Source organism: Paracoccus sp. MKU1 (genome assembly GCF_001447385.1).
Classification (GTDB): Bacteria; Pseudomonadota; Alphaproteobacteria; order Rhodobacterales; family Rhodobacteraceae; genus Paracoccus.
This window is the reverse complement of record NZ_LLWQ01000141.1, coordinates 80,789-102,522: the sequence shown is the minus strand read 5'-3', so window position 1 is coordinate 102,522 and position 21,734 is coordinate 80,789. Positions and strand designations below refer to the sequence as shown.

Here is a 21,734-nt window from a genome sequence, read left to right as displayed (position 1 = left end):
CCCCACCCCGCTGCCCAGCAGCGTCAGCAGCAGCAGCGCCTCGAAGACCGAGGCCATGTCCACCGGACCCGGCAGCTGGTAGATCACGAAGATCCCGCCGATCACGATGGCGATGACCGCGACATGGGTCAGCGTGTTCAGCACCACCCGCGCCAGCAGCGCATCGACGAAGGTCACGCTGGGATAGGCCAGGAAGGGCCGCGAATAGCGGATCGCGGCGGCGGTCCGGTTGGCCAGATGGGCGAACATGGCAAAGGACAGGTAGCCGGTGGCGTAGAACAGCGGAAAGTTCGAGCCCAGCCCCGGGCTGCGCAGCGCCAGGCTGAACAGCACCGACAACAGCGCCACGCCCAGCACCGGCTCGAGCACCGCCCAGACATAGCCGCCCGCCGAACGGCCGTAGGTGGTCGCCATCTCGCGCAGCATCAGCGCCACCACGGTGCGCGGCATCCGCAGCCGCGGCCCGTTGCGGGACGGGCGCTGCGGCCGGCGGGCCGGGGCGGGCTGGCCCGGGGATGGGCGAATTTCCGGGGCGGTATCGGACATGTGAACGCAAACGCTGGTCTGGACGGGCGGCAATATGTAACAACTGCGGCCGAAAGGTAAACCAGCGAAAGCGCACCTGCCCGTGACCAGCCCCTCCACACCGCCCGGCGGCAAGGCCGGCCAGCCGGCCCAGCCGGCCGCAAGGCCGCAAGGCGCCCCGGCCCCCGCCACGGCCCCGGCCCCGGCATCCCGGGCCGCGCCGGCGGAGGCCGCCGCAGGCGCCACGCCGCAAGCCGCGCCCGCCGCGCCCGGACCCGCCTCCCGGGCCTCCCGGGCCGCGCCCCAGGCCGGGCCGCAGCGCCCGTTCCAGGCCCAGCAGGGCCTGGGCGCCGAGCCGCCGCGCCCGCCGGGGCAGAAACCCGCGGCCCAGGCCGCCGCGCCGGGCCAGAAACCGGGCCAGAAACCGCAACAGCCGCCGCGCCCGTCCCAGCCCCGGCCGCCGCAGGGCCAGCAGCAGGACCCGAAGCCCGGCCAGCCGGCGCCGCAGCGGCCGATGGCCCCGGGCAATCCCCCGCCTCCCGCCCTGCGCCCGCAGGGCCCGCAGGGTCCGCAGCCGCCCCAGGCCCAGCCGCGCCCGCCGGGCCAGCCGATCCCGGTCAAGCCCATGGGCCAGGCCGTGGCCCAGCCGGCGCCGCGGCCGCTGCCGGCCGAGCCGCTGCGCCCGCCCGTCGGCATCGCCGAGCCGCGGCCCCGGCACTGGCTGATCCTGGGCTCGTTCCTGGCGCTGGTGCTGCTGCCCAGCCTGCTCTGGGCCGGCTATCTCTGGCTGCGCGCCGAGGACCAGTATGTCTCGACCGTCGGCTTCTCGGTGCGCAAGGAACAGTCCACCCCCTCGATCGACCTGCTGGGCGGGCTGGCGCCGCTGACCGGCGCCGGCGGCGCCTCGGATACCGACATCCTCTACGAATACATCCGCAGCCAGGACATGGTCGAACGGATCGACGCCCGGCTCGACCTGCGCGCCCGCTTCGCGCGCGCCTGGCCGCACGACTTCGTCTTCGCCTTCGACCCCGAGGACCATGTCGAGGACCTGACCGATTACTGGCAGCGCCAGGTCAAGGTGCTCTACGACAGCACCACCCAGCTCATCACCCTGAAGATCAGCGCCTTCACCGCCCAGGACGCGCAGGAGATCGCCGCCGCGGTGTTCCAGGAAAGCTCGGACAAGATCAACCAGCTCTCGACCATCGCCCAGGACGACGCCACCCGGCTGGCCAAGGCCGAGCTGGACAAGGCCCGCGCCGAGCTGACCGAGACCCGCCAGGCGATGACCGCCTTCCGCATGCGCTCGCAGATCGTCGATCCCGAGGCGGACCTGGCCGGGCAGATGGGGGTGCTGAGCGGCTTGCAGGCACAGCTGGCCGAGGTGCTGGTCGCCCATGACCTGCTGCTGGACAATGCCCAGCCCACCGACCACCGCGTCACCCAGTCGCAGCAGAAGATCGACGCCCTGCGCCGGCTGATCGACGCCGAGCGGGCCAAGTTCGGCGCCGAGGGCCAGGGCCCGGCCGGCGAGAGCTATGCCCAGCTGATGGCGGAATACGAAAAGCTCGCCGTGGACCGCGAATTCGCCGAGGGCGCCTATCGCTCGGCCCGCATCGCCTATGAGACGGCGCTGGCCGAGGCGCAGCGCCAGGCGCGCTACCTGGCCGCCCATATCGAGCCCAAGGTGGCGCAAAGCTCGACCGAGCCGAACCGGCCCTGGCTCTGGGCGATGATCACCGGCATGCTGCTGGCCGGCTGGTCGATCCTGGTGCTGGTCTATTACAGCGTCCGCGACCGCCGCTAGCGCGATGATCCGGCTCGAGAACCTGACCAAGCTCTATCGGCTCAAGGGCCGCAGGACGCTGGTGGCGGACCGGATCAGCGCCGAGTTCCCGACCGGGGCCTCGGTGGCGCTGCTGGGCCGCAACGGCGCCGGCAAGTCGACGCTGCTCAGGATGATCGCCGGCACCGTCTCGCCCAGTTCGGGCCGGGTGCTGTCGGACGGCACCATCTCCTGGCCGGTGGGCTTTTCCGGCAGCTTCCACCCCGAGCTGACCGGGGCGCAGAACGTGCGCTTCGTGGCGCGCATCTACGGCGTGGATACCGACGAGCTGATCGATTACGTCGCCGATTTCGCCGAGCTGGGCCAGCATTACCACCAGCCCTTCGGCAGCTATTCCTCGGGCATGCGCTCGCGGCTGGCGATGGGCACCTCGATGGGCATCCATTTCGACACCTATCTGGTCGACGAGGTGACCAGCGTCGGCGACGCCAATTTCCGCGCCAAGTCGCAGCGCGTCTTCGCCGAGCGCATGGCCCGCTCCTCGGCCATCGTGGTCAGCCATTCCATGCCAATGATCCGCAACATGTGCACCATGGGCGCCGTCCTCCACCAGGGCCGCCTAACCCTCCACCAAAACCTCGACGAGGCCATCGCAATGCACGAGGAAATCCTCAGAGTCCCACCAAACAGCACAGAAGAGTGAAAAAGGGGGGGGACGGATGGAAACGATGCGTCAGAACCAGAGGAGGGTTGAGCTCTCCGCCAAAGGGCGGAGGTGACGCGGCGCGCCGCGCGCGCTAGAGGGGTCGAAACAAGGAGGTTCCGATGGATACCAAGGCCCTGATCGCCGCCTATTACGACGCCTTCAACGCCGGCCGCACCGACGAGATGCTGGGCTACCTGCATGACGAGGTCGAGCATCACGTCAACGAAGGCGGCATCCGCCGCGGCAAGGCGGCATTCGCCGAGTTCAACGCCCATATGACCCGCAGCTATCGCGAGGAGCTGACCGACATGGTGATCTTCGCCAATGAGGCGGGCGACCGCGCGGCGGCGGAATTCGTGGTCAACGGCACCTATCTGGCGACCGACGAGGGCCTGCCCGAGGCGAAGGGCCAGACGTACGTCCTGCCCGCCGGCGCCTTCTTCACCATCAGGGACGGCAAGATCGCGCGGGTGACGACCTATTACAACCTCGCCGACTGGACGCAGCAGGTCTTGGGAGAGGTTTCGGGGCAGGTCTCGGCGTGATCCGCACCGAGACCCTGACCGGAGAGGCCGTCGCCGCCGCGCTGGACGATCTGGCGCGGCTGCGCATCGCGGTGTTCCGCGACTGGCCCTATCTCTATGACGGCGACCTGGAATATGAGCGCAACTACCTGCGCGCCTATCAGTCGCCCGGCGCGGTGGTGGTTGCGGCCTGGGACGGCGAACGCATGATCGGCGCCGCCACCGGCGCGCCGATGGAGGATCACGCGAAGGATTTCGCCGCCGCCTTCGCGGGCCGGCCCGAGCGGCTGGACGAGATCTTCTATTGCGCCGAATCGGTGCTGCTGCCCGAATATCGCGGCCGCGGCCTGGGCCATGCCTTCTTCGACGGGCGCGAGGCACAGGGCCGCGCGCTCGGCCGCCGCTACAGCGCCTTCTGCCGCGTGGTCCGGCCCGAGGATCACCCGCTGCACCCGCAGGACTATCGCGCGCTGGACGGGTTCTGGCGCAAGCGCGGCTATACCCCCCTGCCCGGCGTGATGGCTGAGTTCGAATGGAAGGATATCGGCGAGGACACGCCGACCCGCAAGCCCCTGCAATTCTGGATGAAAACCCTGTGAGCCGAATCGTGAAGATTGCCGCCGCGGCCTATCCCTTCGATTGGCTGGAGGATTTCGACGCCTATCGCGCCAAGATCGCCGCCTGGGTCGAGGAGGCCGCCGATTGCGACCTGCTGGTCTTTCCCGAATATGGCGCGATGGAGCTGGCCTCTCTGGGCGGGCGCGAGGTCGCGGGCGATCTGGAAGCCTCGCTGCACGAGGTCGCCCGGCACGAGGCGGCGCGCGACGCGCTGCATGCGGAGCTGGCGGCGCAGCATGGGGTGCATATCCTTGCCGCCTCGGGGCCGTATTTCGACGGGCCGCGCCCGGTCAACCGCGCGGTGCTGTTCGGACCCGGGGGGCGGATCGGCCATCAGGACAAGCAGGTGATGACCCGGTTCGAGCGCGAGGACTGGGATGTGGTCGGCGCGCCGGGCCTGCGGGTCTTCGACACACCCGTGGGGCGGCTGGGGGTGCTGATCTGCTATGACAGCGAGTTTCCGCTGCTGGGCCGGGTGCTGGCCGAGACGGGGGTCGAGGTGGTGCTGGTGCCCTCTTGCACGGACACGGTGGCGGGGTTCAACCGGGTCCGCATCGGCGCCATGGCCCGGGCGCTGGAAAGCCAATGCGTCGTCGTGCAGGCGCCGACGGTAGGCGATGTGGATTGGAACCCGGCCATCGATGAGAACCGCGGCACCGCGGCAATCTACGCGCCGCCAGACGGGCTGTGGCCGGAAAGCGGCGTGCTGGCCGAGGGGCTGATGGACGTGCCCGGTTGGGTCAAGGCCGAGGTCGATCTGGACCTCGTGGCGCAAAGCCGCCGGGATGGCAGGGTGCTGCCCTTCGCGCATTGGCCGGAAAGCGCGACGGTGCAGGTGGTGGAGTAGCGATGGCTTCAGGCGCGCAACGTTCGGGCCATTAGCCAGGCCTTTTCATTTTCTGCTGGAGAGGCGGCCCGGCAACATAACAGGACCTGCCGCGGGGTTTGAAAGACCGCCTGGTTCGATCGCTCCTGCGACGCTCACGGATCGCCTCCATCCCATGGATGGCCCTTACCGCGCCGCCGCCCCTTCGCCAGGCTCCTCTGGCACCACCGCTTCGGGCGGGACGGCACCCTCGGGCTCCGCGCCCTCGTCGGGCCTGGCCAGCCGGTTGTCCTCCCACTCGCCCGAGGCGACCTGGCCGGTGGCATAGCGCATCACCCCCGCACCCTGCCGCTTGCCCATGACGAAATGGCCGGTATAGACGTCGCCATTGGCATAGGTCGCGACGCCCTCGCCGTCGATCTCGCCCTCCTTCCAGCTGCCTTCGTAGCGGAAGCCGTCCGGCGCGATCAGCCGGCCCCTGCCATGGCGCAGCCCGTCCACGAAGGAGCCGTCATAGGTCGTGCCGTCGGGATAGGTCGCCTGCCCCTGGCCGTGCCGCTGCCCGTCGCGCCAGGCGCCGTTATAGACATAGCCGTCGGGATAGGTCATCCGGCCCTGCCCCTCGTTGCGGCCGCGCTTGAAGCCACCCTCGTAGATCAGACCATTGGCGTATCTGGCGACGCCCTGCCCCTCGATCACGCCGGCGACCCATTCGCCGTCATAGCTGGCACCGTCAGGATAGGTGATGAGCCCGCGGCCATGCGGCAGGTCGGCCAGCAGCGCCCCTTCATAGACCGAGCCGTCGGGGTAAGTGATGCGGCCCAGCCCTTCCATGCGGCCCTCGACCCAGTCGCCGGTATAGACATAGCCGTCGGTGCCGGTGAAGGTGCCGACGCCCCAGCGCTTGTCGGCGCGGAAATCGCCGTCGTAGCGGTCGCCGTTGGCATAGGTGGCGACGCCCTTGCCCTCGCGCTTGCCATTGGCGAAGCGGCCCTCGTAGCGGTCGCCCGAGGGCTGGGTCAGCTTGCCCTGCCCGGCCATCTGTCCCGCCGACCAGCCGCCCTCGTAGTTCAGCCCATCCGCCATGGTCAGCTTGCCCTGGCCGGAACGCTGGTTCGCCTTCATCTCGCCTTCATAGCTGGCGCCGTCGGGATAGGTGATCTTGCCGAAGCCCTCCTTGACCCCGGCCTTCCAGTCGCCCTCGTAGCGATAGCCGTTGGGCTGGGTCAGCACGCCCTTGCCGTCATGCAGCGCGTTAACGAAACCGCCCTCGTAGACCGAGCCGTTGGCGTAATGCGCCACGCCCTGCCCGGTTATCTGGCCGTCCAGCCAGTCGCCCTCGTAGCTGCCGCCATCGGCATAGGTGATCTTGCCCTTGCCATGCGGCTTGCCGCGGGCAAAGGCGCCCTCGTAGACCGAGCCGTTGGGGAATTTCGCCACGCCCTGACCCAGGATCTCGCCCTCGACCCAGTCGCCGGCATATTCGTAGCCCGAGGGCAGCCTGTAGGTGCCGCGCCCGTGCTGCTTGCCGTTGCGGAAGGTGCCCTCGTAGACGCCGCCGTCGTCATATTGCTTGGTGATGACCGCCTGCGCGCCGGCCATGCCCGCGCCGGCAAGGATCACCGCGCAGGCGACAAGGGCTGCCTTCATGGGTGCTGCACTCCGCCTCGTTGCTGCTTTTGGCATCGGTTTATCGCAAGGGGTGTCCCAGCGCAAAGCCCGACTTTTCCTTTGCCGCGCCGTCGCCTATCAACGGGGCCAAGATCCGGTAAGGAAGCGCCATGACCGACACGTTCCGCATCACCCTTGGACAGCTCAATCCGATCGTGGGCGACCTGCCCGGCAATGCCGCCATGGCACGCGAGGCCTGGGCCAAGGCGCGCGAGGCCGGCGCCAACCTGCTGGCCCTGACCGAGATGTTCATCACCGGCTATCAGACCCAGGACCTGGTGCTGAAACCCGGCTTCACGCAGGAGGCCATGGCCCATATCGTCGATCTGGCGCGGGACTGCGTGGACGGCCCCGCCATCGGCATCGGCGGCCCCTATGCCGAGGAGGACCGGCTTTACAACGCCTATTGGATCCTCAAGGGCGGCAGGGTGGTGGCGCGGGTGCTCAAGCACGAATTGCCGCACAAGCAGCTTTTCGACGAATGGCGGCTGTTCAATGTCGGGCCGATCTCGGGACCCTACAGCCTGGACGGGCTGCGCATCGGCAGCCCGATCTGCGAAGACGCCTGGTGGCCCGAGGTCTGCGAGACCCTGGCCGAGACCGGCGCCGAAATTCTGCTGGTCCCGAACGGCAGCCCCTATCACCGGGGCAAGCTGGACCTGCGCATGGGCCATATGGTTGCCCGCGTGGTCGAGACCGGCCTGCCGCTGATCTATCTGAACTCGGTCGGCGGGCAGGACGACCAGATCTATGACGGCGGCAGCTTCGTGCTGAACCCGGGCGAGGATGGCGGCGTGGTCAAGGTCATGCAGCTGGCCCCCTTCGACGAGATGCTGGCCCATGTCGATTTCACCCGGACGTCGGCCGGCTGGCGCGCGGTGCCGGGCCGCATGGACCACCAGCCCGACGAGTGGGAACAGGACTATCGCGCCATGACGCTGGGCCTGCGCGACTACATGCGCAAATCCGGGTTCCGCAAGGCGGTGCTGGGGCTATCGGGCGGCATCGACTCGGCGCTGGTCGCCACCATCGCCAGCGACGCCATCGGCCCCGAGAACGTGCGCTGCGTCATGCTGCCCAGCGAATACACCTCGCAGGCCAGCCTGGACGATGCCGCCGATTGCGCGGGACGGCTGGGCACGCGGCTGGACACCGTGCATATCGAGGGCGCCCGCGACGCGGTGGGCGATGCCCTGGCGCATCTGATGGCGGGCACCCAGCCCGACGCGACCGAGGAAAACATCCAGTCCCGCCTGCGCGGCGTCATGCTGATGGCGCTGTCGAACAAGTTCGGCGAGTTGCTGCTGACCACCGGCAACAAGTCCGAGGTCGCGGTCGGCTATGCCACGATCTATGGCGACATGGCCGGCGGCTACAACCCGATCAAGGATCTTTACAAGACCCGGGTGTTCGAAACCTGCCGCTGGCGCAACCGGAACCACCGCGACTGGATGCTGGGCCGCGCGGGCGAGGTGATCCCGCCGCAGATCATCTCGAAGCCGCCCTCGGCCGAGCTGCGCCCGAACCAGAAGGACCAGGACAGCCTGCCGCCCTATGAGGTGCTGGACGCGATCCTGGAAGGGCTGGTCGAGAAGGACCTGGCGCTCAAGGACCTGGTCGCCCAGGGCTTCGAGCCCGAGACGGTCAAGAAGGTCGAGACCCTGCTCTATGGCAGCGAGTGGAAGCGTTACCAGGCCGCACCGGGGCCGCGCATCTCGACCAAAGCCTTCTGGCTGGACCGCCGCTATCCGCTGGTCAACCGTTGGCGCGACCGGCTCTGACCCTGCGTCACAACCATTTGGAGGGGCAGGATGCCCCTCACTCAACATACTGAAAAATCGGCGTAAAATTCGATTCCGGCCTTTGGCTTGTCTTTTTTGACAGGTTAACGGCCCTGTCCATGCGGCTTATTCCTGTCTTGTTCGCGCCTTATGGATCCCGCGATTTCAAGGGGTTCCGCCGTATGGGGTGCATCCGTTTTTGTATCATATGCCCATGTCGGGCAAGGTTAACGAGTAAGGGGTTGTCATGCCGACGGTCACTTCGATCCGCGTGATCTATCTGGGTTCTCATAGCGATCTGGACAACGACGAATGGTCGCTTGGGGCCGAACGGGCCGGGGAACTGGTCGGCACCACCTTCGGCAGCGCCGAACAGCCGCTTGCGCGCGAGATCAACGAGGTCTTGCTGCATGACGGCAACAACGACGGCACGATCTCGTTCAACAACGCCTTCGGCTCTCCCAGCGGCGAATACACGCAGCATGAGGGCATGCGCTATGATCTCGACTCGGGGATCATCTATACTGGCACCGTCACCTATGTAGACGGCACGACGGCCTCGAATATCCCGCTGCGCGTGGTGCAGGCGACGGATGGCACATTGGCGCTGGTGCCGCCGACCCTCTCTGCATCCCAGACCGAGATCGATGGCGTCACCAGCAAGGCGATTCAATCCATCACCCTGACCGGCGTGGTCGACAGCCGATTCGCGGGCCTCGACGTCTCGCGCTACGGGCTTGAAAACTCTCCGGGCTTCGTCTGCTTCCGCAACGGCACGCTGATCCTGACCGAGCGCGGCGATATCCCGGTCGAGGATCTGCGCCCGGGCGACATGGTCATCACCCGCGATCACGGCCCGCAGCCGCTGCGCTGGATCGGCCACAAGCATCTTGGCGCCGAATTGCTGGGGCTGTTCGACAAGCTGCGCCCGGTGCGCATCCGGGCGGGCGCGCTTGGCAACGGCCTGCCTCGGCGTGACCTCTATGTCTCGCAGCAGCACCGCATCCTCGTCAGCTCGAAGATCGCCGAGCGCATGTTCGGCGAGTCCGAAGTGCTGGTCGCCGCCAAGCACCTGACCGGGATCGAGGGGATCGAGATCGACGACAGCGCCGAGGCGTTGACCTATCACCACCTGCTTTTCGACCGTCACGAGATCCTCTGCTCGGAGGGGGCGCAGACGGAATCGCTGTTCACCGGCGAGCAGGCGCTGAAAACCCTGGACCCCGCCGCGCGCGCCGAAATCACCGCGCTTTTCCCCGAACTCGTGGCAGGAGGCGACGGGCCGGAACCGGCGCGGCGGCTGGGCAACGGGCGCGAAGGCCGCCGTCTCGCCGAACGCCATTCGGCCAACCGGCGGGAATTGCAGCAGGTGCTGATGCGCTGACGGGATCGGCTCCCGGCCGGGGCTTTTCGCGCATCGGCCGGCGGGTCAGACCACCACCGCCATCCGCCGCTGCTGGCCGACACCGAAGACGCGCTTGTAGCGCTCGATCTCGTCCTGGGGGCCGGTCGCCTTTTCGGGATTGTCGGAAAGCTTGACGGTCGGCCGCCCCTCGGCCGCCACCGCCTTGCAGACCAGCGAGAACGGCGCCAGCCCGTCGCCCGGCACCAGCCCGCGAAAATCGTTGGTCAGCAGCGTGCCCCAGCCGAAGCTGATCTTGGCCCGGCCGTGGAAGCGCTGAAACAGATCCTTGATCTTCTCCACGTCCAGCCCATCCGAAAAGATGATCAGCTTGTCGCGCGGGTCCTCGCCCCGCTCCTGCCACCAGCGGATCGCCGTCTCGGCGCCCTCGGCCGGGTCGCCACTATCGACGCGAATGCCGGTCCAGCCGGCCAGCCAGTCCGGCGCATGGTCCAAAAACCCCTTGGTGCCATAGGTGTCGGGCAGGATGATGCGCAGCATCCCGTCATGCTCCTCGTGCCAGTCGGCGAGGACGCGATAGGGCGCCTGGCGCAGTTCCTCGTCGCTGTCGGCCAGGGCGGCATAGACCATGGGCAGTTCATGGGCATTGGTGCCGATGGCCTCGATGTCGCGGCGCATGGCGATCAGGCAGTTCGAGGTGCCGATGAAACGCTCGTCGCCCAGCCCCTCGACCATGGCCTGCACGCACCAATCCTGCCACAGGAAGCTGTGCCGCCGCCGCGTGCCGAAATCGGCGATGCGCAGGTCGGGGCCGAGCTTGCGCAATTCCTCGATCTTTTCCCAAAGCCGGGCCATGGCGCGGGCATAGAGCACCTGCAATTCGAACCGGCCCATATCCTTGAGCACGGCGCGCGAGCGCAGCTCCATGATGATCGCCAGCGCCGGGATCTCCCACAGCATGACCTCGGGCCAGCGGCCTTCGAAGATCAGCTCGTACTGCCCGTCGCGCTTTTCCAGGTGATAGGCCGGCAGGCGCAGGTTCTCCAGGAACTCCATGAAATCCGGGCGGAACATCTGCCGCTTGCCGTAGAAGGTATTGCCGCGCAGCCAGGTGCTTTCGCCCCGGGTCAGCGACAGGCCGCGCACATGGTCCAGTTGCTCGCGCAGCTCGCCCTCGTCGATCAGCTCGGCCAGCCGGATGCGGCTGGTGCGGTTGATCAGGCTGAAGGTGACTTGCGTGTCGGGCCGGTTGCGGAACACCGACTGGCACATCAGCAGCTTGTAGAAATCGTCGTCGATCAGCGAGCGGACGATCGGGTCGATCTTCCATTTGTGGTTATAGACGCGGGTGGCGATATCGACCGTCGGGATCATCATGCCAGTGTCACCCCCGCCTTGCGCATGTCCTCGCGCGCCGCCTCGCGCGAGCCGTTCAGGTCGATGGCGCGGGTGGCATCCTCGATCACCGTGGCGCGGAAACCCAGCTTCGCCGCGTCGATGGCCGACCAGGCGACACAGAAATCATGCGCCAGCCCGACAAAGGTCAGGTCGTCCATGCCGCGGTCGCGCAAATATCCGGCAAGGCCGGTAGGGGTGCGGTGATCGTTCTCGAAAAACGCGGAATAGCTGTCGATCTGCGGTCGGAAGCCCTTGCGGATCACCAGGTCGGCGCAATCGGCGGCGAGCGTCGGGTGAAAGCCCGCGCCGTCGGTCCCGATCACGCAATGGGCGGGCCAAAGCACCTGCGGGCCATAGGGCATGTCCACGACCGAGAATGCCGCCGCGCCGGGATGGTTGTCGGCAAAGCTGGCATGGTCGTGGGGGTGCCAGTCCTGCGTCAGCACCACGGCGTCGAAATCGGCCATCAGGTCGTTGATCGCGGCGACGATCTCGTCCCCGCCGGCCACGGCAAGCCGGCCGCCGGGGCAGAAATCCAGCTGCATGTCGATGACGATCAGGGCTTTTGCCATGGCGCCTCTCCTGTTTTTCCCAAGAAAATTGGTAGGCGCAGGCGGCGGGGGCGTCAATGCGGCAACTTGATTGCGCCCCCGCGCGGCGCTATGGCCAGCCCATGCTGATCGTCGCCGCGCTTTACCATTTCACCCGCTTTCCCGATCCCGGGGCGCTGAAGGCGCCGTTGGCGAAATGCGCCTGTGCGAACGGGGTCAGGGGCACGCTGCTGCTAGCGCCCGAGGGAATCAACGGCACCATTGCCGGCACACGCGAAGGCATCGACGCGGTGCTGGCGCATATCCGTGCCCTGCCCGGCTGTGCGGCACTGGAATGGAAGGAAAGCACCGCCGGAACCATGCCCTTCGGCCGCATGAAGGTCCGCCTGAAGCGCGAGATCGTGACCATGGGCCAGCCTGACGTGGACCCCACAGCCGCGGTCGGGCGCTATGTCGCGCCGCGGGACTGGAACGCGCTGATCAGCGCGCCGGACGTGGCGGTGATCGACACCCGCAACGATTACGAGGTCGAGATCGGCAGCTTCGCCGGCGCCGTCGATCCGGGCACGCGCAGCTTTCGCGACTTTCCGGCGTGGTGGCGCGAGAATGCGCATCGCTTCCACAACAAGCGCATCGCCATGTTCTGCACCGGCGGCATCCGCTGCGAGAAATCCACGAATTTCCTGCTGGGCGAAGGCGTGCCTGAGGTCTTTCACCTTCAGGGCGGCATCCTGAAATACCTCGAGGAGGTGCCGGAAGAGGAAAGCCTGTGGCGCGGCGAATGCTTCGTCTTCGACAAGCGGGTGAGCCTTGGCCACGGGCTGCGGCAGGGCCGCCACGATCTCTGCCATGCCTGCCGCCGCCCGCTGGCGCCCGAGGATCGCACCCGCCCCGAATACGAGCCCGGCGTCTGCTGCCACCGCTGCGCCGGCGAATATAGCGAGGCCGACCGCGCCCGTTTCCGGGAACGCCAGCGCCAGGCCGAGCGCGGCGAATGCTTTGGCGGGACGACCGAAACGGGAAGCTGAAATATTCAGTTTTCTCAAAGCTTTGGGAAACATTCCCGATCACGCATCACACGTTATCACGTCGGCTTGAGCGTGAAGCCCCTGTCGCGGCAGGCTTTTTCCATCGCTCTTCGCCTTTGCGGTTAACGGCGCCTCACTTGTCCGTGCCACGGCGCCGCAAAGCCTTCCAATCCGGGACCCGGGTGGTAGGCAGGCGGTCCGAGTTGAATGGAGAACTCACCATGAAGAAAGTCGGATACGCAGCTTTGGTTTCGCTGATCGCCGGTGGCGCCTATGCGGGTGGCTATGTCGCCCCCGTGGTCGAGCAGCCGGTGGCGGCACCTGCGCCCGTGACGATCACCCCCGAAAGCGACTGGACGGGCTTCTATGCCGGTCTGCAATACGGCAAGGGCAGCGGCGATCTGAGCGATCGCGGCGCGCTGGCCGATTTCGGCGATTACGACGGCTACGGCCTGCATGCGGGCTATCAGCGCGACCTGGGCCGCTTCGTCCTGGGCGGCGAGCTTGACTACAACAAGATCTCGCCGGACGAGAACTATGACGACGGCGACCTGACCCGGCTGCGGCTGCGCGCCGGTGCCGACATGGGCCGGTTCCTGCCCTATGTCACGCTGGGCGCGGCCAAGATCTCGGTCGACGATTTCTCGGAAACCGGGCTGACCTATGGTATCGGCGCCGATTTCAAGGTCACCGAGCGCTTCACCGTCGGCGCGGAATACAGCCGCAGCGACTTCAAGGACGTGCTGGAGGACGAAACCGGCATCAGCGGCCGCGACCTGGACACCGACCTGGTGCAGCTGCGCGCCTCGTATCGGTTCTGATCCCGTCGCGACAAGCAAGGCGCCCCCGTTTCCGGGGGCGCTTTTCGTTTGGGACGGGTTACTTCACCTGCCCCAGCCGGCCCGCCGCGATGGCGGCCATGTTCAGGATGTCGTTCACCGTCGAGCCGGTCGAGCAGATCTGGATCGGCTGCGGCACCCCGGTCAGGATCGGGCCGATCACCGTCGCCCCCGCCATCTCTTGCAGCAGCTTGACCGAGATCGAGGCCGAGTGCCGCGCCGGCACCACCAGCACATTGGCCGGCCCCTTCAGCCGCGAGAATGGATATTTCGCCGCCTGCGACGGGTTCAGCGCCACATCCACGGTCATCTCGCCCTCATATTCGAAATCGACCTTGCGCGCGTCCAGCACCTCGGTGGCATGGGCCATCTTCACCGCGCGCTCGCTGACCGGATAGCCGAAGTTCGAGAAGGACAGGAAGGCGACCTTCGGCTCCATGCCCAGCCCGCGCGCGACATGGGCGCCGCGCATGGCGATATCGGCCAGGTCCTCGGCCTCGGGCCATTCATGGACCAGCGTGTCGCCCATCAGGATGATGCGGCCGTTGTGCAGCACCGCGGTGATGCCCACAGCGCCATCGGCCGGGGTCACGTCGAAGACCATGCCGATCTGCGACAGCACATGCGCGTTCTTGCGCGTCGCCCCCGTCACCAGCCCGTCGCCATGGCCATGCGCCAGCATCAGCGAGGCGAAGACATGGCGGTCGCGATTGGCCAGCTTGACCGCATCCTCGCGGTCATAGCCCTTGCGCTGCAACCGGGCGTAAAGCGTCTCGTGATATTGCTCCAGATGGCGGGCATTGCCGGCATTGACCACCGAGATCTCGCGCGCGGCATCGCCCAGGCCGGCCGCCTCCAGTTTGTCCTTCACGTCGCTTTCACGGCCGACGACGATGGACTGGCCCATGCCGCCGCGCTGCCAGGCCACGGCGGCGCGCAGCACGCGCAGGTCGTCGCCCTCGGCAAAAATCATCCGGGCCTGGGCCTGGCGGGCACGGGCATGGATGCCTTGCAGGATCGCCGCCGTCGGGTCCATACGCGCCTTGAGCGACTGGACATAGCCCTCCATGTCGATGATCGGGCGGCGGGCGACACCGGTTTCCATGCCGGCCTGGGCCACCGCCGGCGGCACGACATGGATCAGCCGCGGGTCGAAGGGCGTCGGGATGATATAGTCGCGGCCGAATTGCAGCTTGCGGCCATAGGCCACGGCGACCTCGTCCGGCACGTCCTCGCGCGCCAGTTCCGCCAGCGCCCGGGCGCAGGCGATCTTCATCTCATCGTTGATGGCACGGGCATGGATGTCCAGCGCACCGCGGAACAGATAGGGGAAGCCCAGGACGTTGTTGACCTGGTTCGGGTAGTCCGAGCGGCCGGTGGCGACGATGGCGTCGGGGCGGACGGCATGGGCCTCCTCGGGGGTGATCTCGGGATCGGGGTTGGCCATGGCGAAGATGACCGGGTTCTCGGCCATGCCCTGCACCATCTCCTGCGTCACCGCCCCCTTGGCCGAGACGCCCAGGAACACGTCGGCACCCTTCATCGCCTCTTCCAGCGTGCGGGCCTCGGTCACCACGGCATGGGCGGATTTCCACTGGTTCATGCCCTCGCTGCGGCCCTGGTAGATCACGCCCTTGGTGTCGCACATGATGCAGTTCTCATGCCGCGCGCCCATGGATTTCAGCAGCTCCAGGCAGGCGATGCCGGCCGCGCCGGCGCCGTTCAGGACGATGCGCACGTCCTCGATCTTCTTGCCCGACAGTTCCAGCGCGTTGATCAGCCCCGCCGCGCAGATCACCGCCGTGCCGTGCTGGTCGTCATGGAAGACCGGAATGTCCATGACTTCCTTGAGCCGCTGCTCGATGATGAAGCATTCCGGCGCCTTGATATCCTCGAGGTTGATGCCGCCGAAGGTCGGGCCCATCAGCCGCACGGCATTGATGATCTCGTCCGGGTCCTCGGTGTCCAGCTCGATGTCGATGGCGTTGACGTCGGCGAAGCGCTTGAACAGCACCGCCTTGCCCTCCATCACCGGCTTCGAGGCCAGCGCGCCCAGGTTCCCCAGCCCCAGGATCGCGGTGCCGTTCGAGATCACCGCGACCATATTGCCCTTGACCGTATAGTCATAGGCGGTCTCGGGACGTTCGGCGATGGCCTCGACCGGTACCGCCACGCCGGGAGAATAGGCCAGCGACAGGTCCCGCTGCGTCGCCATCGGGGTGGAGGCCACGATGTCGTATTTGCCCGGACGGGGTTCCAGGTGATAGGCCAGAGCCTCTTCCCGCGTGATGCGGGACTTGCGCGGGGTGTTGTCGTCGCTCATCCGGTGCCTCCTCGTGACGTTCCGGCAGCAATAACGCCAGGGAAAGCCGAACCGGAAGGGGAAAAATGCCGTGAGCCTGCCGTCAAGGGATCATGGCGGCCAGGACCGCATCGCGATGCCCGCTCAGCGCGGTGGCCGCCGCGATCACGGCGACCGCCCCGGCGATCAGGTCATGGCGCGGATCCCAGCAGCCATGCCGGCGCGCCAGCCAGACCGTCACCGGATAGCAGAAGACCTGCGACAGCGCCTGACCGATCAGCAGCCCCGGCAGGCCGTAGAGCACCGCTCCGCCGGCAACCAGCGCGAAATAGATTACCGCGCGCGAGGATTGCATGACGAAATAGCCCCGCGAATCCCCGGCCGCCAGCGCCGCCTGCTCATAGCTGAGCGGAATGACTTGCAGCATCTGGATGCAGGCGATGGCAACCAGGATGCCGCCCGCCGCCGCATAGCGCGGATCATAGAGCAGGTCGACCAGCGGCGGGCCGGCCCAGGCCAGCACCGCCGCCAACACCAGCAACAGCGTGGTCAGCCCGGCGCGGGTGCGGGCCAGGATGCGGGCATTCTCGGGGCTTTCGGCCGGCGGGTGCTCGCGATAGATCGGAATCAGCAGCCGCCCGGTAATGGCCCCGCCCAGCATGGTCGGCACCGTCGCCAGGAACAGGCCGATATTGTAGATGCCGAGCTGATGCAGCGTCAGCACCCGGCCCAGGATGATGCGGTCGCCCTGGAACAGCAGGAAACCGCAAATGGTGCTGAAAAAGATCCACTTGCCGAACTTCATCACCTCGGCGCGGGCCTCGGGTTCCATCCTGAAGCGGTTGCGGTGGCCGGGCAGGAACAGCCGGAACATCAGGATCTGGACCAGGGCCCCCAGCACATTGCCCCAGACCAGCGCCCAGACCGATTGCAGGATCAGCGCGGCAACGACGGTCAGCAGGATGCCGATGAACTGGTTGCAAAGCTCGATCAGCGTCAGCCGACCCAGTTGCAGATGGCGGACGGCGCTATCGATCCGGGTCGGCAGGAAGCCGCCCACGATCATCGAGGTGGCGGCGACCGGAAAGACCCAGCCAAAAAGCGGCGCGTCGTAGAACACCGCCAGCGGCCAGGCCATGACCATCGCGGCCAGGAAGATCAGGAAGCCGCGGACGATCTTCAGCGTCCAGATCGTGTCGAGGAAATCCGGGTCATCGCCGCGCTTGCTCTGCATGATCGAGGGGCCGAAGCCCATGTCGCTGAACATGCTGAGCCCGATCAGGAAGCTGGTGACCAGCGCCATCAGGCCGAAATCGTCGGGGCTGAGGATGCGGGTCAGGATCAGGTTCGACCCCAGCCGCATGATCTGGCCCAGGCCGAAATTGGCCATGGACCAGGCGCCGCTGCCCAAGGCCCGCGACGCAAGGCTCTTGCCCGGCGCCGCGGCGGAGGGTTCGGTTTCGGCCGATTGACTCATCAACCCATCCCGTCGGTCGGCATGCTGACGACGCCCGGCGAAGGCAGGCCCGGAATCCGGCCGATCAGCCACAGGGCAATCACCGCGCCCAGCACCAGAAGCAGGATCATATAGGCATTGCGCAGCCGCCGCATGCGCAGATCGGCCTGGGACGGCCGATAGGGCAACGAGACGACCGGCCGGGTGCCGGTCACGCGGGCGAACTGTTCGCTTCGACGCAGGACGGGGTTCAACAGTTCCAGCACGAAGGCCACCGCCAAGGCCAAGGCCAGGCTGCCGCCCACCCCCATCACCGCGCTTTTCTTGCGGTTCGACATGGCGGGATATTCCGGCGGCAAGGCACGCTCCAGCAGCACGAAACGTTCGGTCTGGTCGTTTTCCATCAGCATCTGCTGGGTTTCAACCTGGGCCAGTTGGCGCGAAATCTCGTTATAGCGATCCTGAAGGCGGCGCTGCTGGCGGTTCATCGCCTCCAGTTCGCGGCTGACCTCGGGGATGCGGGCACGGGCCTGATCGATCTCGGTGCGGCGGATCGCGATCCCGGCCTTCTGTTCGTTCAGCTTGGCCAGTTGCGCGTCGATCAGCTCGGCCTGGCGGCGGATCACGTCCGAACCGCCGCTGGCGACGCCGCTGTTCAGCCGCTCCAACGTCCCTTCCAGCCGCTTGATCTCGGGGTGGTCGGGCGACAGCGTCCGGCGTGCCTGCGCCAGCTCGATCTCGGCCGAGCGGATCTGCTGCACCAGCGAGGCCGAGGGCCGCGCCTCGGCCGCCGTGCCCCCCGCTTGCAGCGACAGCTGCTCGCGTTGCAAGGTCATGATGTCGCGGTCGAGCGTCGTCTCCATCTCGGTCAGCTGGGCCAGCTCGGTTTGCAGGAACTCCTGCGAGCTGGGCAGCGAATCCTCGTTGCGGGCGCTGAATTCGACCAGCTCGCGCTCCTGCTCGGAAAGCTGTTCGTTCAGGCGGCGCTCCTCGCTGCGCAGGTATTCCTGCGATTCCAGGATCCGCAGCTGGCGGTTCTCGCGGTCGCGGTTGACCACGCTGTCGGCGAAGTCATTGGCGATGGCGGCCGCCGTGGCCGGCGTCTCGGCCTGGGCGGTGATGACGATGGCCGCCAGCGACATTCGGGAATCGACCGAGACGCCGGGGGCGGTGATGCTTTCGATCCGGGTCGAGCTGCGCAAGGCGCCCAGCTTTTCGGTCTCGCTGAGCGGGGTATCGGCGAAAAGCCCCAGCCGTTCGATCACCTCGCGCAGGTTGGCCCGCGCCATCAGGCGCTGTTCGATCAGCTGCACCCGGCGCGAGGCGGGCAACGAGCTGTCGCTGCCCTGGTCGATGGCGGCCGGCATGTCCAGCTGGATGACCGCCGATGCCTCATAGATGCGGGGCGAGGAAACGATCAGGTAAAAGGAAATCAGCACGCCCAGGACCAGGATCGTCAGCACCAGCGGCAAGCGCCGCCAGATCATCGAGATTATATCCTGCAAGGATTGAATCGGTCCCAAATCTTGAACCCTGTCTCTCTTAAATCAGTCTTCCGACTTGTTCAGGACCACGCCCATCACCGGCGGCATGCCGACCAGCAGCCGTTCGCATTCCGCCATGTCGGCGGCGGTGCCGCGGTGGCCGTCGGCGACCAGCAGCAGCGCATCGGCCAGCGGCAGGGCGGCCAGCGCCGCATCCTCGCCCAAAAGCGCGGCAGTGTCGATGACGGCGATCTCGGCAGGATGGCTGTCATGCAACCGCCGCATGGCCTGGGCCAGCGCCTCGTCCTGCAAGAGTTCGGCCGCGTCGGTCTCGGCCCGTTGCGGCGCCAGCACCGACAGGTTCGGCGCTTCGTCCACCTGCGAGACCAGCATCTCCAGATCGCCGCCTGCGCGCAGCGCCGCCGAAACCGCGGCACAGCCCGGAATGCCAAGCTGGCCGGCGACGCTGGGACTGCCCAGGTCGAGATCGATCAGCGCCACCTGCGTATGCGGCTGGCGGGCCAGCGCCAGCGCCAGGTTCACCGCGACAAAGGTGCCGCCGGCACCCGGCGTCACCGGCACCACGGCCAGCGTGCTCCAGCCGCGGCTGCGCATCTCGCGCAGGATGCGGGTGCGCAACAGCGAAAACCGCTGCGCGCTGATCTTGGCATGTTTCGCATCCGAGGCGGCCAAAGCCGCCTCGCGCCGGATGAACTTGCTGGAGACATGGCCGCGCGCCGCATCGGGCGCAGCCTGTCCTGCCGGCGTCCTGTCCGGGTCGTTCCCTTTCGCGGGCGTCAAACCTGTGGCCCCTCTGCCTCTGGTGAAACGGCGCCGTCCCAGGGGCGGCGGCCTGCCGATGACTTTCCCGGCAGCGGCATGGTAGCGTCCCGGCCATGAACGCGACAACCGAAAACACGCCCGATTCCGACAATGCGCCGCATTTCCCGGCGTCGCGTGGCCGATTCCCCCTATCGCGGCCAGGGGTCAGCCCGGGCGCGCGATCCTCAACCGGCGATTGCCGCGCCGCGCGATTCGGCTGCGGTCGGTCCGCAAGTCCGGTCCCAGCCCGATGACGCCCTGCACCATCATCCTGCCCGCCCATGACGAGGCCGACTATATCCATGCCTGCCTCGACCACGTTCTGGCCCAGGATCATCAGGGGCCGGTCGAACTGATCCTGGTCGCCAATGGCTGCACCGACGACACGGCCGCCCGCGCACGCGCCTACGCGGCCGGTTTTGCCGCGCGCGGCTGGCGGCTGCGGGTCGAGGAACTGGCGCAAGGCGGCAAGATCGGCGCGCTGAACCATGGCGATGCCTGCGCCGGGCCGGGCGTCCGGCTGTATCTGGACGCCGATATCCGCATGGGACCGCGGCTTTTGTCGGGGATCATGCGCGTTCTGGACGTGCCCGAGCCGCGCTATGCCGGCGGGCGGCTGATGGTCGCGCCCGCCCGCAGCGCCGTGTCGCGCGCCTATGCCCGGTTCTGGCAGAAACTGCCCTTCGTGACCAAGGGCGTCACCGGCGCCGGGCTCTTTGCGGTGAACGAGGCGGGAAGGGCACGCTGGGAGGCATTCCCGCAGGTCATCTCGGACGACACCTTCGCCCGGCTGCAATTCACGGAAGCCGAGCGTTTCCTGGTGGACGAACCCTATGAATGGCCGCTGGTCGAGGGCTTCTCGCCGCTGGTCAGGGTGCGGCGGCGCCAGGACCTGGGCGTGGCCGAGATCGCCCGGCTGTTTCCGGACCTGCCCCCGCGACAGGGCCATGTCCGCCCCGGCAAGGGCGAACTCTTGCGCCTTGCCGCCGGCGATCCGCTGGGCTTTGCCGCCTATGCCGCCGTGGCGCTGGCCGTCCGGTTGGGCCGCAACCGGCAGGGATGGGCGCGCGGGCGCTGAATTGCGCCGTCATTTGCCGGCATTGAAATCCTGCACGGTCTCCCAGGCGAGTTGTTGCAGCACCGCAGCCTGATCGCCGGGCACCTTGGGATAGGGTCCGTGACCGCCCGGAATCTGGTTGGTCAATCCCACCGGGCTCTGGCCGGTCAGCGTCGCATAATGAATCATGGCGATATAGTAATACCCCCCCTCCTCGCTCGGATGGATGGCATCGCCGAAGAAGTCCCGAATCGAGTTGGCGCCCGGAACCTTGCCGGCCTTCACCGCATCGTGCAGCCGGACCATGCCCAGCCCGACCGGAACCAGCCGCATCGGCTCGGCCCCCTCGGGCAGGTCCTTGTTCACGTGCTCGACGATCGACTGCCACCGCGGCAGGTCCGCCAGGATCCGGTCGCGCCAGGGCTCGGTCGGGCCCGGCTCGATATCGTCCCAGGTCTGGTAAAGATAGGGCTTCACCTCCGGGTTGGATTGCCGCGCCAGATCGACCCATTTCGCCGCGTAGCCGAGGCTGTCGTGATACTCCATCGCCGGGGCAAGCGGCACACGCTCGGTGATGACCAGCGCCTCCACGGCGTGCCTGGGCAGCCACTCGCGCCCGTTCACGCCCTGGCCGTGATGGGCCTCCTTCCACTGCAACTCCAGCGGGGCGCCGTTGAGGATCTGCATCTCGACGGGCTCCTTCAGCAGACCCTGCATCATGCCGGGAAGCGTCGGGCTGACGAGACTGTGCCCAATGTAGAAAGCCGAGATGCTTTCAATTAAAAATTGCAGAACCCCCGACATATTAACAACTCTCGATTGTGGATTGATCCTTGCCAGAATGGCATCCCTGCCTTGGGGAATCCACCCAATTCAACCGATAGTTGCCAATATAAAATTCTGACAACCGAATTGCGGACTCCGCCAGCAAAAACCTGGGTTTTGACTAATATGCTTACCCTGGGGAAGCGCAGGCTTTCACGCCGAAAATTTC

Annotated in this window: 19 protein-coding genes; 10 read left to right on the top strand and 9 right to left on the bottom strand. The window is 67.1% G+C overall.

Features of this window, described 5'->3' with window-relative positions; genetic code table 11:
* Positions 1-546, bottom strand: a 546-nt coding sequence (locus AQY21_RS09535) for an ABC transporter permease (protein ID WP_369807753.1), incomplete at its 3' end; no start/stop codon positions are given.
* An 82-nt stretch (positions 547-628) separates the two neighbouring features.
* On the opposite strand from AQY21_RS09535, the gene AQY21_RS09530 reads away from it, so the two are divergent.
* The 5 genes from AQY21_RS09530 to AQY21_RS09510 all read left to right on the top strand — a co-directional run bounded on the left by AQY21_RS09530 (position 629) and on the right by AQY21_RS09510 (position 5,009).
* Positions 629-2,335, top strand: a complete 1,707-nt coding sequence (locus AQY21_RS09530) for a capsule biosynthesis protein (RefSeq protein ID WP_152988178.1) — start codon at positions 629-631, stop codon at positions 2,333-2,335.
* Positions 2,336-2,339: 4 nt separating this feature from the next.
* Positions 2,340-3,017 carry an ABC transporter ATP-binding protein gene (locus tag AQY21_RS09525; protein WP_058097433.1) on the top strand — a complete coding sequence of 226 codons (678 nt, stop codon included), beginning with the start codon at positions 2,340-2,342 and terminating at the stop codon, positions 3,015-3,017.
* Between the two features lie 122 nt (positions 3,018-3,139).
* Positions 3,140-3,565: a ketosteroid isomerase-related protein gene (locus AQY21_RS09520; protein ID WP_058097432.1), complete on the top strand. Its 426-nt coding sequence runs from the start codon at positions 3,140-3,142 to the stop codon at positions 3,563-3,565.
* Positions 3,562-4,143, top strand: coding sequence for a GNAT family acetyltransferase (locus AQY21_RS09515; protein ID WP_058097431.1), 582 nt, complete (start codon positions 3,562-3,564; stop codon positions 4,141-4,143). Before AQY21_RS09520 ends, AQY21_RS09515 begins: the two co-directional genes overlap by 4 nt.
* 8 nt (positions 4,144-4,151) lie before the next feature.
* Positions 4,152-5,009: a carbon-nitrogen hydrolase family protein gene (locus tag AQY21_RS09510; RefSeq protein WP_058097443.1), complete on the top strand. Its 858-nt coding sequence runs from the start codon at positions 4,152-4,154 to the stop codon at positions 5,007-5,009.
* Between the two features lie 165 nt (positions 5,010-5,174).
* Here AQY21_RS09510 and AQY21_RS09505 read toward each other — a convergent pair whose 3' ends face one another.
* On the bottom strand, positions 5,175-6,638 hold the full coding sequence (locus AQY21_RS09505) for a 2-isopropylmalate synthase (protein WP_058097430.1): 1,464 nt from the start codon (positions 6,636-6,638) through the stop codon (positions 5,175-5,177).
* Between the two features lie 131 nt (positions 6,639-6,769).
* Between AQY21_RS09505 and AQY21_RS09500 the strand changes: the two genes are divergently transcribed.
* Positions 6,770-8,440 (top strand): NAD+ synthase, encoded by a 1,671-nt coding sequence (locus AQY21_RS09500; RefSeq protein ID WP_058097429.1) that lies wholly within the window; start codon positions 6,770-6,772, stop codon positions 8,438-8,440.
* Between the two features lie 247 nt (positions 8,441-8,687).
* Positions 8,688-9,824 carry a Hint domain-containing protein gene (locus tag AQY21_RS27750; RefSeq protein ID WP_082658055.1) on the top strand — a complete coding sequence of 379 codons (1,137 nt, stop codon included), beginning with the start codon at positions 8,688-8,690 and terminating at the stop codon, positions 9,822-9,824.
* A 45-nt stretch (positions 9,825-9,869) separates the two neighbouring features.
* Here AQY21_RS27750 and pncB read toward each other — a convergent pair whose 3' ends face one another.
* Both pncB and pncA read right to left on the bottom strand, forming a co-directional pair.
* On the bottom strand, positions 9,870-11,180 hold the full coding sequence (pncB, locus tag AQY21_RS09490; protein WP_203416469.1) for a nicotinate phosphoribosyltransferase: 1,311 nt from the start codon (positions 11,178-11,180) through the stop codon (positions 9,870-9,872).
* Positions 11,177-11,773, bottom strand: a complete 597-nt coding sequence (pncA, locus tag AQY21_RS09485; RefSeq protein ID WP_058097428.1) for a bifunctional nicotinamidase/pyrazinamidase — start codon at positions 11,771-11,773, stop codon at positions 11,177-11,179. Before pncA ends, pncB begins: the two co-directional genes overlap by 4 nt.
* A gap of 101 nt (positions 11,774-11,874) precedes the next feature.
* On the opposite strand from pncA, the gene AQY21_RS09480 reads away from it, so the two are divergent.
* Positions 11,875-12,780: a rhodanese-related sulfurtransferase gene (locus AQY21_RS09480; protein ID WP_058097440.1), complete on the top strand. Its 906-nt coding sequence runs from the start codon at positions 11,875-11,877 to the stop codon at positions 12,778-12,780.
* A 221-nt stretch (positions 12,781-13,001) separates the two neighbouring features.
* A complete protein-coding gene (locus AQY21_RS09475; RefSeq protein ID WP_058097427.1) occupies positions 13,002-13,601 on the top strand; it encodes an outer membrane protein in 600 nt (199 codons plus the stop codon).
* 58 nt (positions 13,602-13,659) lie between these two features.
* Here AQY21_RS09475 and AQY21_RS09470 read toward each other — a convergent pair whose 3' ends face one another.
* The 4 genes from AQY21_RS09470 to AQY21_RS09455 form a co-directional block, all read right to left on the bottom strand.
* A complete protein-coding gene (locus AQY21_RS09470) occupies positions 13,660-15,942 on the bottom strand; it encodes an NADP-dependent malic enzyme (RefSeq protein ID WP_058097426.1) in 2,283 nt (760 codons plus the stop codon).
* Between the two features lie 82 nt (positions 15,943-16,024).
* Complete coding sequence (locus AQY21_RS09465) at positions 16,025-17,398, bottom strand: oligosaccharide flippase family protein (protein WP_058097425.1); 1,374 nt, start codon at positions 17,396-17,398, stop codon at positions 16,025-16,027.
* Positions 17,398-18,882, bottom strand: a complete 1,485-nt coding sequence (locus tag AQY21_RS09460) for a lipopolysaccharide biosynthesis protein (RefSeq protein ID WP_058097424.1) — start codon at positions 18,880-18,882, stop codon at positions 17,398-17,400. The genes AQY21_RS09465 and AQY21_RS09460 overlap by 1 nt, the downstream gene beginning before the upstream one ends.
* Before the next feature lie 42 nt (positions 18,883-18,924).
* Positions 18,925-19,662, bottom strand: coding sequence for a chromosome partitioning protein (locus AQY21_RS09455; protein ID WP_058097423.1), 738 nt, complete (start codon positions 19,660-19,662; stop codon positions 18,925-18,927).
* Between the two features lie 271 nt (positions 19,663-19,933).
* Between AQY21_RS09455 and AQY21_RS09450 the strand changes: the two genes are divergently transcribed.
* Positions 19,934-20,761, top strand: coding sequence for a glycosyltransferase (locus AQY21_RS09450; RefSeq protein ID WP_058097422.1), 828 nt, complete (start codon positions 19,934-19,936; stop codon positions 20,759-20,761).
* 9 nt (positions 20,762-20,770) lie between these two features.
* Here AQY21_RS09450 and AQY21_RS09445 read toward each other — a convergent pair whose 3' ends face one another.
* Positions 20,771-21,427: a hypothetical protein gene (locus AQY21_RS09445; protein WP_238986733.1), complete on the bottom strand. Its 657-nt coding sequence runs from the start codon at positions 21,425-21,427 to the stop codon at positions 20,771-20,773.
* Positions 21,428-21,734 lie beyond the last annotated feature (307 nt).

Coding starts and splice junctions, on each gene's coding strand:
- AQY21_RS09525 (WP_058097433.1), top strand. CDS start 2,340: ATGATCCGGCTCGAGAACCTGACCAAGCTCTATCGGCTCAAGGGCCGC.
- AQY21_RS09480 (WP_058097440.1), top strand. CDS start 11,875: ATGCTGATCGTCGCCGCGCTTTACCATTTCACCCGCTTTCCCGATCCC.
- pncB (WP_203416469.1), bottom strand. CDS start 11,180: ATGATGATCCCGACGGTCGATATCGCCACCCGCGTCTATAACCACAAA.
- AQY21_RS27750 (WP_082658055.1), top strand. CDS start 8,688: ATGCCGACGGTCACTTCGATCCGCGTGATCTATCTGGGTTCTCATAGC.
- AQY21_RS09445 (WP_238986733.1), bottom strand. CDS start 21,427: ATGCAGATCCTCAACGGCGCCCCGCTGGAGTTGCAGTGGAAGGAGGCC.
- AQY21_RS09475 (WP_058097427.1), top strand. CDS start 13,002: ATGAAGAAAGTCGGATACGCAGCTTTGGTTTCGCTGATCGCCGGTGGC.
- AQY21_RS09450 (WP_058097422.1), top strand. CDS start 19,934: ATGACGCCCTGCACCATCATCCTGCCCGCCCATGACGAGGCCGACTAT.
- AQY21_RS09500 (WP_058097429.1), top strand. CDS start 6,770: ATGACCGACACGTTCCGCATCACCCTTGGACAGCTCAATCCGATCGTG.
- AQY21_RS09505 (WP_058097430.1), bottom strand. CDS start 6,638: ATGAAGGCAGCCCTTGTCGCCTGCGCGGTGATCCTTGCCGGCGCGGGC.
- pncA (WP_058097428.1), bottom strand. CDS start 11,773: ATGGCAAAAGCCCTGATCGTCATCGACATGCAGCTGGATTTCTGCCCC.
- AQY21_RS09520 (WP_058097432.1), top strand. CDS start 3,140: ATGGATACCAAGGCCCTGATCGCCGCCTATTACGACGCCTTCAACGCC.
- AQY21_RS09470 (WP_058097426.1), bottom strand. CDS start 15,942: ATGAGCGACGACAACACCCCGCGCAAGTCCCGCATCACGCGGGAAGAG.
- AQY21_RS09465 (WP_058097425.1), bottom strand. CDS start 17,398: ATGAGTCAATCGGCCGAAACCGAACCCTCCGCCGCGGCGCCGGGCAAG.